Origin of the sequence: Streptomyces sp. NPDC002602, from assembly GCF_042889445.1 — a bacterium.
Taxonomy (GTDB): Bacteria; Actinomycetota; Actinomycetes; order Streptomycetales; family Streptomycetaceae; genus Streptomyces.
On record NZ_JBIAQX010000003.1, the window covers coordinates 141,053 to 157,876 of the forward strand.

Here is a 16,824-nt window from a genome sequence, read left to right on the forward strand (position 1 = left end):
CTCCTCCCGTGCAGTGCGCACCGTTCCCGTGCCGTCGGGGGACGTCTCCCGGCGCCGCCCCGGGCCCCCCGACCCCGCCCGCCACCGCGGGGGCGTACCGGGGCACCTCCGGGGAGGGCCCGTCACAGGTCCCCCTGGAGCGGCTCGTCCTGCGGCAGCGCCCGCCCCGGGTCCTCCCACACCAGCGTCATCCCGGCGGCCCAGTAGGCGTCGGGGTCCGCCCCGTGCGCCCGGCCCCGCAGGGCCTTCAACCGCAGTGGCAGCGCCGCCGCCCGCCCGGCCTCGGCGAGTTCCTCGCGCAGCCCGCGGTGGAACGGCGCGCACGACTGCCCCGGGTCGGCCGGTGGCCGCCGGCAGACCAGCACCCCGTACCCCGCGTCGCGCACCGCGTGCAGTGCCCCCAGGGTGGGCTCGGCGGCCGCGTCCCGGCACAGCACCGGGACGGTGTTGTCGACCAGCCCCGCCAACCAGGCCGGTGAGGGGCTGCGTTGACGGCCCCGGAAGCAGTCGGCGCGCCGCCCCTGCAGCGGGCCCTCCTGGACGCGCGCCCACCGTCCGCCCGGTCCCGCCCCGCCGGGGTCGCGCTCCGCACCGTCGCCCGGGTGGCGGAACACCACCGGCCGCTGGACTCCCACCGGGATCCCGCCCGCCACCGGCCACTCGTCGACCGCCAGCCCGAACAGCTCGGGGGCGACGGCCACTTCGAGGAGCGCGTTCGCCTCGTGCGTGTCGCACCGCCGGAACCCCTCGGCGAGCGCCGCCCGCGAGGCCGCCGGCAGGCGGGCCGGGCTCACGCGGGTGCCGGAGTCCAGCGGGGTGACCCGCTGCGGCCCCGCGAGTACCGAGACCCGCCAGTCGTAGACCTCCTCCCAACTGTGCGCCCACACCTCCAGCAGGACGGAGGGGCCCGCCGGCAGGCCGCCGGCCGCCCGGGCCCGGCCCCGGACCGTCTGCCCCGCCCGGGCGCGCCGGCGCAGTTCCCGGTCCGCGAGGCCCCGGTCGCGGCGTTCGCCGAGTTCTCGGCGCAGGGGTCGCCACAGCCGCTCCGCGGTCGTGCGCACCCAGTCCCACAGTTCCTCGTCGGCGCCCGGGGAGGGCGGCTCGCGGTGGTCGGCGACGCTGATGTCGGTCGCGTACCGGAGCATCGCGGCGGCCTCCCCGCCGGCGCCCGGCGGGTCGTGCAGCAGTCCGAGGCCGTCGCGCCAGCTGAGCGGGGCGGGCAGCCCGGTGTCGGGTTCCTCGCCGCGGGCGGCCTCGGCGAGCGCCCGGACCGCCTCCGAGGAGCCGGGGGGCGGCAGTTCGGCGAGCAGTCCGCACAGGGTGGTGCGCTCGGCGGGGGTGAGGCGGGTGAGCCGGCCCCGGCCGCCGTGGGGGTCCTGTTCCTCGCCCGGGAGTTCGTCGTGGACGTCGGTCCAGGTGCGGCGGCTGTTGAGGTCGCTGAGGTGCTGGTCGTAGTGGTAGAGGTCGTGGGCCTGCATGACCCTGCGGTACAGGCCGATCTGTCCGGTGGCGGCCATGGGCAGGGTGCGCAGTTGGGCCACGGACACGGCGAGTCCGCCGCCACCCGCGTGCCGCCGGGCCTTGATCACGCCGATGACCTCGCCGCGCGCCAGGTCCACGACGGGGCCGCCGGACATGCCGGGTTCGATCTCGTCCTCGTCGCCGAGCCGGATCGCCGCGCCGCCCGCGGCGGTGCCGCGCAGTCGCGTCGTACGCCCGGTGATCTCGCGCATCCCGAGGTCCTCGGTGCAGCCGAAGTACGCGGCCTCGTCGATGCGGGGTCGGGCCCGGTCGGTCAGCCACACGCAGGCGTGCGAGACGGGGGCGAGCACCCGGATCAGGGCCAGGTCCGGCAGGTCCCACAGGGCGCCCCGGCCGGGACGTCGCTCTTCCAGTCGTTCCGGGAGCACGCATTCGACCCGCCCGGTGACCGTCCCTGTGACCGGGGCCCCGCCCGGGAACCCCGCGGCCGCGCCGCCGGAGAAGAAGGAGATGCCGACCTCGCGTCCGACCAGGCGCACCGCAGCACCCCCTTCGCCGATCACGTGCGCGCACGTCAGGACCCAGCCGGGGGCGATGAAGAAGCCGCTCCCCCACGTGGGACCGGACCAGTGGCTGCCGGGGAGTGCATACCCGTCCGGGGCCGCGTGCACGCGTACGGTGGCCGCCCGGACGAGGGGCTCCAGGAGCTCGAAGGCGCGCGCGGCGCCGCCCGTGCGCCCGTCCTGCATCCCCCGCCCCCTCAGGTCGTGGCCATCCAGGCTAGCGGCGGCCCGGGGAGGGCGGGAGACCTCGCCGCGAGCCGGGATTATCCTGGCGGGAAACACCCCACGCACACCTTCATCACGGCACGGAGCCCGACTTGTACTTCACCGATCGCGGCATCGAGGAGCTGGAGAAGCGGCGCGGCGAGGAGGAGGTCACTTTCGAGTGGCTCGCCGAGCAGCTCCGCACCTTCGTCGACCTGAACCCGGACTTCGAGGTCCCGGTGGAGCGGCTGGCCACCTGGCTGGCGCGTCTCGACGACGAGGACGAGGACGAGGAATAGCAGGTGTCGGGCGGTCCCCCGCGGACTTTCCGACGTCCCTCGCGGCACCCATGACGAAGGGGCCCGACCGTTTCCGGTCGGGCCCCTTCGTCATCGGGACGCGGGCCTGGATCAGGCGGCCTTGGTCTCCCAGAAGATGCGGTCGATCTCGGCGATCAGGTCGAGCGCCTTCTGACCGGTCGCCGGGTCGTTCGACGCCTTGGCGGCCGAGAGGGCCTTCAGGGTGTCGTTGACCAGCGTGTGGAGCTGGGGGTACTTCTCGAAGTGCGGCGGCTTGAAGTAGTCGCTCCACAGCACCGAGACGTGGTGCTTGGCCAGCTCGGCGCGCTGCTCCTTGATGGTGATCGCGCGGGCGCGGAAGTCCGCGTCGTCGTTGGCCTGGTACTTCTCCTGGACGGCCTTGACCGACTCGGCCTCGATACGGGCCTGGGCCGGGTCGTACACGCCGCAGGGCAGGTCACAGTGGGCGGAGACCTTCGCCTTGGGGGCGAAGAGGCGGGAAAGCATGGAGTTTGTCCTCCTCGTGATCGTCTTCTCAAGGGGGAGATTACTCGCTGACCGACCGGAATTCGCGGGCGCCCCTGCGGGCTTAGGACAAAAGTCCAGCGTCGCGGCGCCCGCGGTGAGCGAATGTACGGACCCATGCGGCAGCATGCGCAGGGGACGAGGAGGTCGCTCATGGTGGAGGACAAGCGCGCCTGGAAGCGCTTGGGCGTGGTGGACGTGTACGGGCCGTCGATGGTCCCGACGCTGGTCCACGGGGATCAGGTGGTCGTCCGGTACGGGGCGCCCGTGCGTCCGGGGCACGTGGTCGTCCTGCGGCATCCGTTCCAGCAGGACCTGCTGGTGGTCAAGCGCGCGGTGGAGCGGCGGCCGGGCGGCTGGTGGGTGCTCGGGGACAACCCGTTCAACGAGACCGGCGACAGCACCGACTACGGGACGGTGCCCGCGGAGCTGGTGCTGGCGACGGCGGTGGCGCGGTGGCGGCCCCCGCCCTCGGGGCCGGAGGGTCAGCGTTCGCTGAGGACCTGGCTGTCCTGGGCGGTCTCGGCGGTGCGGCCGCTGCGTGCGGACTCGTCCGCCTCCAGGCGTTTGCGGGCCCGGTAGGCGGCCACGTTCGCGCGGGTGGCGCAGCGGTCGGAGCAGTAGCGACGCGACCGGTTGGTGGAGGTGTCGAGGTAGGCGTTGCGGCAGGGCGCCGCCTGGCACAGGCCCAGGCGTTCGGGGCCGTGCGCGGTGAGGTGGAAGGCCAGCCCGAAGGAGGCCATGGCGGCGTAGCCGGCGGAGGCGTTCGAGGGGTGTTCGGCGAGGTGGATGTGCCAATCGGGGCGGCCGTCGTCGTCGAGGGTCTCGTGCCCGGAGACCTGGGGGCTGACGGGGAACTCCATGAGCAGGGAGTTCAGCAGGTCGACGGCGAGCACGTGGTCGCCGCCGTCGGCGGCCTCGAAGACGGAGCGCAGCCGGCCGCGGACGTTGCGGAAGCGGGTGACGTCGGTGTCGGTGACCCGGCGGGCCATCTGGGTGCTGGCCCCGAAGAGCGCGCGAACGGCGTCCACCGAGGTGAGCGAGTCCTTGTTGCGGGCCGGCTCCTCGGTGTTGACCAGGCGCACGGCATAGTCCGAGTAATGGGCCAGTTCCACTTGTAGTCCTTACGGCTGCGGATTAAGGTCTGCGGTAACAGCTACTACTGGTTCGAGGGTATTACGTAGGGAGGGGTTCGGGATGACCGAAGCGTCGAATCCGGTGACCGTCGGGGACTGGCAGGCCTGGCAGGACAGCTGGGACCGTCAGCAGGAGTGGTACATGCCCGACCGCGAGGAGCGGTTCCGGGTGATGCTGGACATGGTCGAGGCACTGGTGGGACCCGCTCCCCGGGTACTGGATCTCGCGTGCGGTACGGGAAGTATCACGGACCGCGTGCTCAAGAGGTTCCCGGAGGCCCGCAGTACGGGCGTGGACCTGGACCCGGCCCTGCTGACGATCGCGCGCGGCCACTTCGAGGGGGACCCCCGGGTCACCTTCGTCACCGCGGACCTCAAGGACCCCGACTGGACCGCGGCCCTGCCGCACGACACGTACGACGCGGTACTGACCGCCACCGCCCTGCACTGGCTGCACAGCCCGCGGCTCACGGTGCTCTACGGGCAGCTCGCCCCGCTCGTGCGCGAGGGCGGGGTCTTCATGAACGCCGACCACATGCCCGACCCGACGACCCCGCGGCTCAACGCCGCCGACCGTGCGCAGCGGCACGCCGGCATGGACCGGGCCCGGGCCGCCGGCGCCGTCGACTGGGCCGACTGGTGGGCGCTGGCCGCGGCCGACCCGCTGCTCGCCGAGCCGACGAAGCGCCGCTACGAGATCTACGGCGAGCACGCCGACGGGGACACCCCGGACGACGCCTGGCACGCCCGCACCCTGCGCGAGGCGGGTTTCGCGGAGGCCCGCACGGTCTGGCGCTCCCCCTCGGACGCGCTGGTCCTGGGCCTGCGATAGGCCCCGGACCCGGGTGCGCGCGGCCTGCGATAGGCCCCGGACCCCGGTGCGCGGCGGCCCGGGAACGACGGGAGGGGCGGTACGGAAACCCGTACCGCCCCTCCCGTGCGTCGATCGGTCACAGCACCTTGGACAGGAACGCCTTCGTCCGGTCGTGCTGCGGGTTGCCCAGGACCTCGCGCGGGTGGCCGGACTCGACCACCACGCCGCCGTCCATGAAGACGAGGTTGTCGCCGACCTCGCGGGCGAAGCCCATCTCGTGGGTGACCACGATCATGGTCATGCCGGACTCGGCGAGGTCGCGCATGACGTCGAGGACGTCACCGACCAGCTCCGGGTCGAGCGCGGAGGTGGGCTCGTCGAAGAGCATCAGCTTCGGCTCCATGGCCAGCGCGCGGGCGATCGCCACGCGCTGCTGCTGACCGCCGGAGAGCTGCGAGGGGTAGTTCCCGCCCTTGTCGCCGAGGCCGACGCGGTCGAGGAGCTTGACGGCGCGCGCCCGCGCCACCGCCCGGCTCTCGCCCTTGACCATGACGGGGGCTTCCATGACGTTCTCGACGGCCGTCATGTGGGGGAACAGGTTGAAGCGCTGGAAGACCATGCCGATGTCCCGGCGCTGGGCCGCGACCTCGCTGTCCTTCAGCTCGTAGAGCTTGCCCGCCTTCTCGCGGTACCCGACGAGCTGCCCGTCGACCGAGAGCCGGCCGGCGTTGATGCGCTCCAGGTGGTTGATGCACCGCAGGAAGGTGGACTTGCCGGAGCCGGACGGGCCGACCAGGCAGAAGACCTCACGGGGGGCGACCTCCAGGTCGATGCCCCGGAGGATGTGGGCGGGGCCGTACGACTTGTGGACGGCCTCGGCCTTGACCATGGGCTGGGCGGTCACTTGGCCACCTCCGTACGGCGGAACATGTTCAGGTTGGCCTTGATCCGCTGCAGCGGGGTGGGCGGCAGGGACCGCAGCGAGCCGCGGGCGTAGCGACGCTCCAGGTAGTACTGGCCGACGCTGAAGACGCTGGTGAGCGCCAGGTACCAGATGGAGGCCACGAAGTACATCTCGATGATGGCACCCGCGGTGGAGCCGATGTTGCTGGTGGCCCGCAGGAGCTCGGTGTACTGCACCGCCGAGACCAGCGACGAGGTCTTCAGCATGTTGATGAACTCGTTGCCCGTCGGCGGGATGATCACCCGCATCGCCTGGGGCAGCACCACGCGGCGCATGGTCTGCACCTGCGTCATGCCCAGGGCGTGCGAGGCCTCGCTCTGGCCCTCGTCCACGGACTGGATGCCGGCACGCACGATCTCCGCCATGTAGGCGCCCTCGTTCAGGCCGAGGCCCAGGAGGGCGACCAGGAACGGGGTCATGACGTCGACGGTCTCGTTCTTGTAGATCGGACCGAGGTCGATGTACTGGAAGATCAGCGGGAGGCTGAACCACACCAGCAGTTGGACGTAGACCGGGGTACCGCGGAAGAACCAGATGTAGAGCCAGGCGACGGCGCTGGTCACCGGGTTGTTCGAGAGCCGCATCACCGCGAAGAGGATGCCGAGCACCAGACCCAGCAGCATCGAGGTGACGCTGATGAGGATGGTGTTGCCGAGGCCGGTGATGACCGTGGGGTCGAACAGCTTGTCGCCGACGGTGCCCCAGTTGACATTGCCGTTGGCGAAAGCGAGAACCAGCCAGCCCAGTACCGCGACGACGACCACGGCACTGATCCAGCGTCCGTAATGACGGACGGGAATCGCCTTGATGGCCTCGTACGGGGTGGCCGAGGGGCCGGGTCCGGCCGGGGTTGCGGCCGGACCCTTGTCGATCTTGTCAGTCACAATGACTGCCCTTCAGTGGAGCGCCCGGAATTACTGACCTGCGTTGATGGTCGCGGACTTGACGGCGCTGTCCTTGACGTCCCACTTCTCAAGGACCTTGGCGTAGGAGCCGTCCTTGATGATGGCGTCGAGGGCCTGCTTGAGGGCGTCACGCAGCTGCGTGTTCTCCTTCGCGACACCGATGCCGAAGAGGCCGACGTCGCTCTGCTGGCCGGTGACCTCGAAGTCGTTGCCGCCACCCGAGGTCTTCGCGGTGTACGCGGCGACCGGGTAGTCGTTCAGGTCGGCCACGGCGCCGCCGGCCTTGACGCGGGTCTGCGCCTCGGCGTCGGTGTCGAAGGCCTCGATGGTGAGCTTCTTGTCCCCGCACTTCTCGGCCTGCGCCTTGAAGGTGTCCTCGTAGATCGTGCCGCGCTGGACGGCGACGGTCTTGCCACACAGGTCGTCGAGGGACTTGATGCCCTGCGGGTTGCCCTTCTTGACGATCAGCGAGACGCCGGACGAGAAGTAGTCGACGAAGTCGACGCCCTTGCCGATCTTGGCGCCCTTGTCGTCCAGACCTTCCTGGCGCTTCTTGTTGTCCGTGATGGACGACATGATCGCGTCCTGGCGGCCGGTGTAGACCGAGGTCATCAGGCCGTCGAAGGTGCCGGCGGTGAACTGGAACTTCACCCCGAGCTGCTTGCCGAGGGCCTCGGCGATGTCGGGGTCGACACCGACGATCTTGTTGCCCTCGGTGAACTCCATCGGCGCGTAGGCGGCGTCCGTGCCGACCTTGATGACACCGGCGTCCTGGATCTTCTTCGGCAGCGCCGAGAAGAGCGGGGCGCTGTTGGTCTTGCCCGAGGGAGTGGAGCTGCCGCCCTTGTCGGTCTGGTCGCCACAACCGGTGAGGATGAGGGCGCCGGCGACCGCGATCGCACCGGCCGCGGCGATCCGGGACCGGGCGGCGGTCGTACGACGGGTGGTGCTTGCGGTCATGAGCTGGTTCCTCCGGCAGTGGGGAAAAAAGCATCCGAGAACGGTCGGGCACGCACCATCGAGTGTCGCGACCTTGTGTGATTACGGCATCTTGCCATTCGGACTGAGACATTCAGGGTGCCCGTCAGGTCAAAATCGGATAACGGGCGACCCGGGGTGCCCAACAGGACTGCGGGGAACGGGCTTCGCGGCGGGATTATGCGCTGTGACCAGGGCTTTCCTCCGCAGTATTTGCGGTGCGTCTCGCCCATTGGACAGCAAGGTTTGGACTTTTCGCCAAAACGCGGACAAGCGGCCTACGATCGAGCAGGAATCGACTCGTCTGAGCGAGCGTTCTTCGGGTAGAACAGATCCTTACACCCCTCATCCGGGGCTCAGGGCGCGCGTGCGGCGCGCCCGCGCGTACGAACCTCCCTCTTCGCGGAGACGGGCCAACCGTCGATGCGGAGCACGGACGCGGTGCCCGCCCACCCCTTAACCAGGAGTGGCCACCCTCAACGATTAAAGACTTAAGGGGTCAAGAAAGTGGCAGCGGAGATCGTCAATCCTCGCAGCGACAGCGTGACGGACAACAACCCCGATGCGGTGTTCGCACTGCACCGGGGCGGCAAGATGGCCGTGCAGGCCACCGTGCCGGTCCGCGACAAGGACGACCTGTCCCTCGCGTACACGCCCGGTGTGGCGAAGGTCTGCAGCGCCATCGCGGAGAACCCGGAACTCGTCAACGAGTACACCTGGAAGTCCAACGTGGTCGCCGTCGTCACGGACGGCACGGCCGTGCTCGGCCTGGGGGACATCGGTCCCGAGGCCTCCCTCCCCGTGATGGAGGGCAAGGCGATCCTGTTCAAGCAGTTCGGCGGTGTCGACGCGGTTCCGATCGCGCTCGCCACCAAGGACACGGACGAGATCATCGAGACGGTCATCCGTCTCGCGCCCTCCTTCGGCGGGGTCAACCTGGAGGACATCTCCGCGCCCCGCTGCTTCGAGATCGAGCGTCGGCTCCAGGAAGCCCTGGACATCCCGATCTTCCACGACGACCAGCACGGCACGGCCATCGTGACGCTGGCCGCCATGCGCAACGCGGCGAAGCTCACCGGTCGCACCCTCGGCGACCTGCGTGCGGTCATCTCCGGCGCGGGCGCGGCGGGCATCGCCATCGCCAAGATCCTCGTGGACGCGGGCATCGGCGACGTGTGCGTCACCGACCGCAAGGGCGTGGTCTCCGCGGACCGCTCCGACCTGACGGACGTCAAGGCGGAGATCGCGGGCCTGACCAACAAGACGGGCCGGACCGGCTCCCTGGAGAGCGCCCTCGCGGGCGCGGACGTCTTCATCGGCGTCTCCGGCGGCACCGTCCCCGAGGCGGCGGTGGCCACGATGGCGAAGGACTGCTTCGTCTTCGCCATGGCCAACCCGAACCCGGAGGTCCACCCGGACGTCGCGCACAAGTACGCGGCGGTCGTGGCGACCGGTCGTTCGGACTTCCCGAACCAGATCAACAACGTGCTGGCCTTCCCGGGCATCTTCGCGGGCGCCCTCAAGGTGCGCGCGACCCGGATCACCGAGGGCATGAAGATCGCCGCCGCCGACGCCATCGCCGGCGTCGTGGGTGACGAACTCGCGGCCGACTACGTCATCCCGTCGCCGTTCGACGAGCGCGTCGCCGAGGCCGTCACGGCCGCGGTCGCCGCGGCGGCGAAGGCCGACGGCGTGGCCCGTCTGGTCTGACCGTCACGGTCCGCGTCCCACGCTGAGCTGTACGGGTGAAGGCCCGGTCGGATCCACTCCGGCCGGGCCTTCCTCGCGTCCGGGTACCGGGGCGGGCGGAGCGCCGGCGCCGGCGGGCGCGTCCGCGCGTGAAGGGCCGGCGTCCGCGCGGAGAACGCACCCTCCCGGCCCCCGAACCGGGAGGGGTCGCTCCGTGAGTCGCCCGGCCGAGCCGGGCAGTCGTGGGGGTCGCCGTCGGGCGGAGCGCCGGACGGGACCACGGGCGGGAAATGACAGGCTCATGGCGAGCATCACCGCACGGCCAGAATGTTACCCCCGATCCCGACTCGATCCCGACGTTCCGATTAGGCACCCGAGCCACACAAACCAACTGGTACGGCGGGTACTTGGGGGTGGCTCGACCATTCCGATCAGCTCCGCCGCCGACCTGACGCCTCTGGTCAGGCCCCGCTACCGAGCGGTAGCGTCTGGCGGCATGTTCGCTGCCTACGCCGCCCGAATCGACCGAGACCAGCCGCTGAGCGGCCTTGAGCTGGGCGACCGCCCCGCCCCCGAGGCCCGCCCCGGCTGGGTGACCGTGAACGTCAAGGCCGCCTCGCTCAACCACCACGACCTGTGGTCGCTGCGCGGGGTCGGCCTCGGCGAGGAAAAACTGCCCATGATCCTCGGCTGCGACGCCGCCGGGATCGACCAGGACGGCAACGAGGTCGTCCTGCACTCCGTGATCGGCCAGAGCGGCCACGGGGTCGGCCCCGACGAGCCGCGCTCCATCCTGACCGAGCGCTACCAGGGGACCTTCGCCGAGCAGGTGACCGTCCCCGCCTGGAACGTCCTGCGCAAGCCCGCCGAGCTGTCCTTCGAGGAGGCGGCCTGCCTCCCCACCGCCTGGCTGACGGCGTACCGGATGCTGTTCACCAACGCCGGCGTGCGGCCCGGGGACTCCGTCCTGGTCCAGGGCGCGGGCGGCGGGGTCGCCACCGCCGCGATCGCCCTGGGCAAGGCGGCGGGCCTGCGCGTCTTCGCCACCAGTCGGGACAAGGCCAAGCGCGAGCGGGCGGTGGAACTGGGCGCGGTGGACGCGTTCGAGCCGGGGGCCCGGCTGCCGCAGCGGGTGGACGCGGTGATCGAGACGGTCGGCGCCGCCACCTGGTCGCACTCCATCAAGTCCCTGCGGCCCGGCGGGACCCTGGTCATCTCCGGCGCGACGAGCGGCGACCGCCCGGCGCACGCGGAACTGACCCGCATCTTCTTCCTGGAGCTGAAGGTGGTCGGCTCGACCATGGGCTCGAAGGACGAGCTGGAGGACCTGCTGTCCTTCTGCGCGGCCACGGGCCTGCGACCGGTCATCGACGAGGTGCTGCCGCTGGACCGGGCCCGCGAGGGCTTCGAGAAGCTCGCGTCCGGAGACCTCTTCGGCAAGGTGGTCCTGACGGTCTGACGGCCGACTCCCCCACCCCGAATGTCAACCAGGGTTGACACCCTCCCGTGCGTCAACCTACATTGACACGCATGACCGAAGCGACCGATCTCGCCGAACGGGCCGGCGACCGTGACCCGCGCGTGGGCCTGCGTGCCGTGGCCGCCCTCCGAAGGCTCCTGGAGCAGTTGGAGGCCGTACAGGTGCGCAGTGCCCGCGCGCAGGGCTGGTCCTGGCAGGAGATCGCGGCCGAGCTGGGCGTCACCCGGCAGGCCGTGCACAAGAAGCACGGGAGGCTTTGATGTTCGAACGCTTCACGACCGAGGCGCGCACCACGGTGACGGGCGCGGTGGCCGAGGCCCGACGGGCCGGGGCCGGCGTCGTCACGGAGGAACACCTGCTGCTCGCCCTGCTCGCACAGGGCGCGCTGGATCCGCTCGGCGTGGACCGGGCGGCGGTGACCGCGGGCCTCGCCGAGGCCCGCCGGCGGGGCGGCATGACCCGGGCCGACGAAGAGGCCCTGGCCGGTCTCGGGATCGACCTCACCGAGATCGTCACCCGGATCGAGGAGACCCACGGCGAGGGCGCCCTCTCGGGCACGGCGCCCCGCAGGCGGGGCCTGGGCGCCTCGCTCCGCTCGGCCCTCGGCCGCCCGGAGTCGAACAACCGGCACGTCCCCTTCACCCCGGGCGCGAAGAAGATCCTGGAGCAGTCCCTCCGGATCGCGCTGGGTCGGGGGGACCGCCACATCGGCACCCCGCACCTGCTGCTGGCCCTGCTCTCCCGTCCGGGCACGGTCGCCGAGGTCCTCGCGGACCACGGCGTCACCCTCGCCGGCGCCGAACGGGGTCTGTCGGCCTGACGACCTACGCCGGGTCCGGGCGCAGCTCCGCCGTGACCCGGGTCGCCGCGACGGCCAGGTGCGCACGGGCCTCGGCCAACTGCGCCGGGCTCACGCCGTGGTCGCGGGCCGCGTCGCGGATCTCGTCGCGGAAGCGGTCCAACAACCGGTCCAGGTCGCGGATCGGGTCCGTGGTCGGGGTCAGGTCCTCGGCCCAGGTGGAGCCCACGTCCGAGGCCGCGGTCGACGCGCCGGGCGCGGAGGCGGGGGTGCCGCCGCCGAGCCAGGCCCCGGCCAGGCCGCCCAGCACACCGCTCGACTTCGCGAACTGCTCCTGGAGCTGGCTCGCGATGCGCTGGACCTCCTCGCGGGCCCGCTCCTGGGCCTCCTTGGCCTGGCGGCGGGCCTGGTGGGCCTCCTCGCGGGCCCGGCGGCTCTCGTCCTTCGCCCGCCGCGCCTGCTCCTTCCACTCCGCCTTCGCCTTGCGGAGCTCCTCCTTGGCGGCCTTCCAGCCCTCGTCCTCGACCCGGGTCGTCGTGGCGGAGGCGGCGGCCGCGCGCATCTCGCGCCGCAGGTCACCCGCCGCGCCCCGGACGTCGTCGCGCATCTCGGCGGCCAGTTCGGAGACCGAGTCGCGGATCTCCAGCTCCAGGTCGGCCAGTTCCCCGCCGCGGTCGGCGAGTTCGGCGCGCCCGGCCTCGGTGATGGAGTACACCTTGCGCCCGCCCTCGGTGGCGTACGTGACGAGACCCTCGGCCTCCAGCTTCGCCAGCCGCGGGTACACGGTGCCCGCGGAGGGCGCGTACAGCCCCTGGAAGCGCTCCTCCAGCAGGCGGATCACCTCGTACCCGTGCCGCGGGGCCTCGTCCAGCAGCTTGAGGAGGTAGAGGCGGAGGCGGCCGTGGGCGAAGACGGGCGGCATGTCAGAGCACCTTCTTGTCGAGCGCGAGGGGGGCGGCGGTGTCGCCGGTGTCGCCGGCCGGGCGGCGCAGCAGCGCGATGGCGCCGGAGACGGTGGTGGCCCGCAGGGTGCCGGTGCCGGCTCCGAGCGTGCCGGTGATCCGTTTGGCCCCGAACTGGCCGGAGACCCGAAGGTCCTCGAAGGCGTTGGAGACGCCTCCTGTGGCGGTGTTGGCCTCGACCCGCGCGTCGGCCGGGTGCGGCAGCCGGATCGCCACCTGGCCCGAGACCGAGTTCAGGGAGATGTCCACCGGACTCGGCGCGGTCGGGTCCAGGGCCAGGTCGATGAGCATGTCGCCGCTGACGGAGTCGGCCCGTACGTTGCCGCCCGCGCCGTCGACCACCGTCAGGCCGCCGGAGACCGAGTGGAAGCCGAGTTCACCGGTGACGGACTGGGCCTCGACGGCGCCGGAGACGGTGTTCACCTTGACCTTGCCGGCGAGGCCGACCAGGGTCGTGTCGCCGGAGACGCCGTTGACGTCGGTGGCGGCGCTGATGCCGGAGACGAAGGCGGTGGCGCTGACGGCGGCCAACTGCACGGAGGTGGAGGCGGGCACCGTGAGGGTGACCGTGACGGAGCGCTCCCAGGCCTTGCGGCCGTCGCCACCGGACCACGACTTCCAGGGCTTGCTCTCGAACCACTCCTTGATGCCCTGGGAACCGTTCCAGGGCAGGTCCTCGTAGGAGAGGGTGAGGACGCCGGCCTCGTGGACCACGTGCAGCGGCGGGCCGTCGACCTCGGCCACTTCCAGGCGGGCGGGTCCCTCGTCGGAGGCGACGACGTTCACGGTCCCGCCGACGACACGGACGCGGAGTTCGGTCACCGGCTGCTCGAAGGTGAGCTTCTGGGGTTCGGCGACGGACCACGTCATCTGCTCTGCCATGGTGCTGATCCTCCTCGTGCGTTCACGGACCGGACTCGACGCACGCAACATATCGCGTCTTGTGGGTAACACGATATATCGCGGTTGAGGGAAGTCAAGCGCATCCCTGAATTACCCATTTTGCTATGATCTGCCCCGTTTTTCGGGCACGCGGAACCGCCGCGTGCGGCGTGCGCGGCGCGCGGGCGGGGCGGATCACGGCCGGACGGCGGAGGCCGGACGGGGGAGCCGCCGCCCCGGCCCGGTACGACCGGAGGCGGGGCCGGGGACCCGGGGCCCGGGGCGATCCCCTACGCGGCCAGGAGTGGGCTCGCGTGGTGGTGGAGCCAGGCCCGGTACGGCGGGGTGCGCAGGGCGGCCTCGCGGTAGGCCGCGCGGAGGTCCTCGTACACCTCGGCGTGCGCGCCCGGCAGGGTGGCCAGGAGCAGCCGTACCGCCAACGGGTCCCCCGACAGGGGCCGGATGGCCATGTCGTCCCGGGGGCCGGAGGTCGGCTGGCAGGGGGCCACGGCCTCACCGGAGACGATCAACGAGGTCGCGGTGTGGTAGTCGGCGTGCAGCACGGGCGGGTCCAGCCCGGCCCCGGCGAAGACCCGCCGCAGGCCGTCCCATTCGCCGTCCACGGACGGGTCGACGGTCCAGCGGTCGGCGGCGAGGTCACGTAATTCCACCACCGGCCGGCGCGCGGCGGGATGGTCCCGGGACATGGACACGAACTGCGGTTCGCGTTCCATCAGCACGTGCAGCTCCAGGCCGGGTGGCACCCGCAGCGGGCTGCCCTCGACCTCGTGGACGAACGCCACGTCGAGTTGCCCCGACGCCACCATCCGCAGCAGCGCGTTGGCCGACACGTCGACCACCAGGGAGGTCTCGGTCTCGGGCGAGCGCCGGTGCAGCCGGCGCAGCCAGCCCGGCAGCGCCCGGCTGGCGGTCGAGCCGATCCGCAGCCGGGGCCCGTGGGCGGCGGCCCGCGCCTCGGCCACCAGGGCCGCCATCTCGGCGAGCAGCGGACGCGCCCGCCCGAGCACGGTACGGCCGAATGGCGTGGGGCGACATCCGGTCCGTTCGCGCAGGAACAGTTCCCCTTCCAGGGCGCGTTCGATACGGCGCAGTTGGGTCGTCAGCGAGGGCTGGCTCACGCCGAGTTGCCGCGCCGCCTTGTGCAGGCTGCCGGCGTCCGCGATGGCACACAGTGCGCGCAGGTGCCTCACCTCGAGCTCCATGACCCGAGAGTAGGGCGGGCGCACGGCGCCGCACCAGTCGCTGATAGCCCCCCGAATCCCGCCATTCTCACGCTAGTTGACCTACCGAAAACTTCCCGATAGCCCGGCGTTATCGATGGCTGACATCATCCGCCGGCCCCTTCCGCTCCCGCAGACTCCGGTACCGAACGACCCACCCCCCACACCGGATGAGTAGGAGCCCCCCACATGCGCCACTCCCGTAAGTCCCTCCTGGCCGGCGGCATCGGCATCGGCCTGGCCGCCGCCCTGTCCTCGGTCGCCCCCACCGCGAGCGCGGCCCCGGCGCCCGTCGGCAATGCCGCGAGCTACGCCGCGTACGAGCGTTCGGCGCAGAACGACGCCGCGACGAAGGCCTTCTTCCAGGCCGTGCGGGCCTCGGTGGCCGAGCAGCGCGCCGCGAACCCGGGCGCCCTCGCGGTGACCGTCACGTACAACACCCGCAGCGCGCCGAGCTTCCGCGGCCAGATATCCCGCTCCACCCAGATCTGGAACAGCTCGGTGAGCAACGTCAGACTGCAGGAGGTGTCCTCCGGCGGGAACTTCTCGTACCGCGAGGGCAACGACTCGCGCGGCTCGTACGCGAGCACCGACGGGCACGGCCGGGGCTACATCTTCCTGGACTACCGGCAGAACCAGCAGTACGACTCCACCCGCGTGACCGCGCACGAGACCGGCCACGTGCTGGGTCTTCCGGACCACTACTCCGGGCCGTGCAGCGAGCTGATGTCGGGCGGCGGGCCGGGCACCTCGTGCACCAACCCCAACCCGAACTCCGCCGAGCGCTCGCGCGTCAACCAGCTCTGGGCCAACGGCCTCGTCGCCTCCGGCCTCGGCACCAAGGGCTAGGTCACACCGCTTCCGCCAGGCCTAGACCTCCCTGGGGACGTACGTGGAGCAATCCGGGTTCTTGCATGAGCCCGGGCCCCACTGCGGCACGAAGATCCCGAGGGACTTGCGCCGTCGGACCACCGTGTCCACGGAACGCCCGCAGGCCGGGCACGACTGCTGCTCGTGCCCGGCCTGCGGGGCCACCGTCTCGTGCGTGCGCTGCTGCTCTTGACCGGCCATACCTCAACGGTAGGCCGGTTTCGCGCGTTCGGCGGGGTGACGCCGGCGGGTCAGCGCCTGCGGGCGCGGGTGGTGACCACCTGCCGCGGCCCCTCGCGATCGCGTCGAAGCGCCTCGGCGCGCCGGGGGCCAGGCCGAGCGCCGCCTGGACGTGCGTCGGCACGGTCCCCTCAGCCCTGCGGCTTGCGCCACATCGGCCACATCAGGGGCCCTTCCGGCAGGCGCACCGACGTCCCCGTGGACTCCCAGCCGAGTCGTTCGTACAGCCCCTTGCTCCGCTCGCTGCTCGCCTCCAGGTACGCCGGCAGCCCCTCGCGGTCGCACCGCTCCAGCACCGGCCGCATCAGTTCCGTGCCCAGGCCCTCGCCCTGCCGGTCGGGCGCGACGGCGATCATCAGCAGGTACTCGTGCTCCTCGGAGGTCGGGTGCACCTCGCCGGTCAGCCGGCCCACCAGCTCGCACCGCTCGTTGTCCGGGTCGGCCACCGCCCGCATCCTCGCCGGGACCTCGTCCTCACCCTCCGGTTCGCCCGCCGGGATCCGCAGCCACAGCGCCGCCGCCGAACCGTCCGTCGCGTAGTCGATCCGCCCGTCGTCGAGCGCCACGTCCACGAAGACGCCGAGGAACTTCCCGTGCACCGCCGCCCGGTGCTCCGGATCCGGGAAGACCCAACCGCTCACGGGGTCGTCACGGAAGGCCAGGTCGAGCAGCCGTGCCACCGCGTCCCGGTCCGACCGATCCGCCTGACGTATCTCCAGCACCACTGGACCCACCCCTCACTCGGCTGTCAACGACTGCGGGTGATCCTAGAGTTGGCCCGAACAGCCCGG

19 protein-coding genes are annotated in these 16,824 nt (G+C 71.7%); 8 read left to right on the forward strand and 11 right to left on the reverse strand.

Going from position 1 to position 16,824, the window contains the following annotated elements:
- Window positions 1–122: 122 nt before the first annotated feature.
- The gene (locus tag ACFYW3_RS09905) at window positions 123–2,231 is read right to left on the reverse strand and encodes a trypsin-like peptidase domain-containing protein (RefSeq protein ID WP_389386029.1); all 2,109 of its coding nucleotides are present in this window, start codon (window positions 2,229–2,231) and stop codon (window positions 123–125) included.
- Between the two features lie 131 nt (window positions 2,232–2,362).
- On the opposite strand from ACFYW3_RS09905, the gene ACFYW3_RS09910 reads away from it, so the two are divergent.
- Window positions 2,363–2,548 (forward strand): DUF6104 family protein, encoded by a 186-nt coding sequence (locus ACFYW3_RS09910; RefSeq protein WP_030190019.1) that lies wholly within the window; start codon window positions 2,363–2,365, stop codon window positions 2,546–2,548.
- Window positions 2,549–2,659: 111 nt separating this feature from the next.
- Here the strand turns inward: ACFYW3_RS09910 and sodN are convergent, their stop codons facing one another.
- A complete protein-coding gene (gene sodN / locus ACFYW3_RS09915) occupies window positions 2,660–3,055 on the reverse strand; it encodes a superoxide dismutase, Ni (protein WP_030036761.1) in 396 nt (131 codons plus the stop codon).
- Window positions 3,056–3,226: 171 nt separating this feature from the next.
- Here sodN and sodX point away from each other — a divergent pair, with 171 nt between their 5' ends.
- Window positions 3,227–3,655: a nickel-type superoxide dismutase maturation protease gene (gene sodX / locus ACFYW3_RS09920; RefSeq protein WP_351749192.1), complete on the forward strand. Its 429-nt coding sequence runs from the start codon at window positions 3,227–3,229 to the stop codon at window positions 3,653–3,655.
- Here sodX and ACFYW3_RS09925 read toward each other — a convergent pair.
- Entirely contained in the window at window positions 3,559–4,188 is a 630-nt protein-coding gene (locus ACFYW3_RS09925; protein ID WP_266969827.1) for a CGNR zinc finger domain-containing protein, read from the reverse strand. The genes sodX and ACFYW3_RS09925 overlap by 97 nt on opposite strands.
- A gap of 82 nt (window positions 4,189–4,270) precedes the next feature.
- On the opposite strand from ACFYW3_RS09925, the gene ACFYW3_RS09930 reads away from it, so the two are divergent.
- Window positions 4,271–5,041, forward strand: coding sequence for a class I SAM-dependent methyltransferase (locus ACFYW3_RS09930; RefSeq protein ID WP_351378474.1), 771 nt, complete (start codon window positions 4,271–4,273; stop codon window positions 5,039–5,041).
- Window positions 5,042–5,159: 118 nt separating this feature from the next.
- Here ACFYW3_RS09930 and ACFYW3_RS09935 read toward each other — a convergent pair whose 3' ends face one another.
- The 3 genes from ACFYW3_RS09935 to ACFYW3_RS09945 are packed head-to-tail and all read right to left on the reverse strand — an operon-like array spanning window position 5,160 to window position 7,852.
- Window positions 5,160–5,912: an amino acid ABC transporter ATP-binding protein gene (locus ACFYW3_RS09935; protein ID WP_351749335.1), complete on the reverse strand. Its 753-nt coding sequence runs from the start codon at window positions 5,910–5,912 to the stop codon at window positions 5,160–5,162.
- Between the two features lie 11 nt (window positions 5,913–5,923).
- Window positions 5,924–6,871, reverse strand: coding sequence for an amino acid ABC transporter permease (locus tag ACFYW3_RS09940; protein ID WP_266969831.1), 948 nt, complete (start codon window positions 6,869–6,871; stop codon window positions 5,924–5,926).
- 30 nt (window positions 6,872–6,901) lie between these two features.
- Complete coding sequence (locus tag ACFYW3_RS09945) at window positions 6,902–7,852, reverse strand: ABC transporter substrate-binding protein (RefSeq protein WP_351749188.1); 951 nt, start codon at window positions 7,850–7,852, stop codon at window positions 6,902–6,904.
- Between the two features lie 525 nt (window positions 7,853–8,377).
- Here ACFYW3_RS09945 and ACFYW3_RS09950 point away from each other — a divergent pair.
- The 4 genes from ACFYW3_RS09950 (at window position 8,378) to ACFYW3_RS09965 (ending at window position 11,859) form a co-directional block, all read left to right on the forward strand.
- Window positions 8,378–9,580: an NADP-dependent malic enzyme gene (locus ACFYW3_RS09950; RefSeq protein ID WP_351749185.1), complete on the forward strand. Its 1,203-nt coding sequence runs from the start codon at window positions 8,378–8,380 to the stop codon at window positions 9,578–9,580.
- Between the two features lie 475 nt (window positions 9,581–10,055).
- On the forward strand, window positions 10,056–11,018 hold the full coding sequence (locus tag ACFYW3_RS09955) for a zinc-binding dehydrogenase (protein ID WP_351749182.1): 963 nt from the start codon (window positions 10,056–10,058) through the stop codon (window positions 11,016–11,018).
- A 71-nt stretch (window positions 11,019–11,089) separates the two neighbouring features.
- Window positions 11,090–11,299 (forward strand): hypothetical protein, encoded by a 210-nt coding sequence (locus tag ACFYW3_RS09960; RefSeq protein WP_053676451.1) that lies wholly within the window; start codon window positions 11,090–11,092, stop codon window positions 11,297–11,299.
- The gene (locus tag ACFYW3_RS09965; protein WP_389386030.1) at window positions 11,299–11,859 is read left to right on the forward strand and encodes a Clp protease N-terminal domain-containing protein; all 561 of its coding nucleotides are present in this window, start codon (window positions 11,299–11,301) and stop codon (window positions 11,857–11,859) included. Before ACFYW3_RS09960 ends, ACFYW3_RS09965 begins: the two co-directional genes overlap by 1 nt.
- Before the next feature lie 4 nt (window positions 11,860–11,863).
- On the opposite strand, the gene ACFYW3_RS09970 is transcribed toward ACFYW3_RS09965, so the two are convergent.
- From ACFYW3_RS09970 to ACFYW3_RS09980, 3 genes are all read right to left on the reverse strand, one after another.
- Window positions 11,864–12,760 (reverse strand): helix-turn-helix transcriptional regulator, encoded by an 897-nt coding sequence (locus tag ACFYW3_RS09970; protein ID WP_351749177.1) that lies wholly within the window; start codon window positions 12,758–12,760, stop codon window positions 11,864–11,866.
- 1 nt (window position 12,761) lies between these two features.
- Complete coding sequence (locus ACFYW3_RS09975; protein ID WP_351749174.1) at window positions 12,762–13,682, reverse strand: DUF4097 family beta strand repeat-containing protein; 921 nt, start codon at window positions 13,680–13,682, stop codon at window positions 12,762–12,764.
- A 290-nt stretch (window positions 13,683–13,972) separates the two neighbouring features.
- Window positions 13,973–14,905: a LysR family transcriptional regulator gene (locus ACFYW3_RS09980; protein WP_053676447.1), complete on the reverse strand. Its 933-nt coding sequence runs from the start codon at window positions 14,903–14,905 to the stop codon at window positions 13,973–13,975.
- 207 nt (window positions 14,906–15,112) lie between these two features.
- On the opposite strand from ACFYW3_RS09980, the gene snpA reads away from it, so the two are divergent.
- Entirely contained in the window at window positions 15,113–15,772 is a 660-nt protein-coding gene (gene snpA, locus ACFYW3_RS09985; RefSeq protein WP_351749171.1) for a snapalysin, read from the forward strand.
- A gap of 21 nt (window positions 15,773–15,793) precedes the next feature.
- Here snpA and ACFYW3_RS09990 read toward each other — a convergent pair whose 3' ends face one another.
- Together ACFYW3_RS09990 and ACFYW3_RS09995 are read right to left on the reverse strand one after the other, a co-directional pair.
- The gene (locus tag ACFYW3_RS09990; protein ID WP_351749169.1) at window positions 15,794–15,994 is read right to left on the reverse strand and encodes a hypothetical protein; all 201 of its coding nucleotides are present in this window, start codon (window positions 15,992–15,994) and stop codon (window positions 15,794–15,796) included.
- A gap of 170 nt (window positions 15,995–16,164) precedes the next feature.
- Complete coding sequence (locus tag ACFYW3_RS09995; protein ID WP_389386031.1) at window positions 16,165–16,758, reverse strand: GNAT family N-acetyltransferase; 594 nt, start codon at window positions 16,756–16,758, stop codon at window positions 16,165–16,167.
- Between the last annotated feature and the right edge of the window lie 66 nt (window positions 16,759–16,824).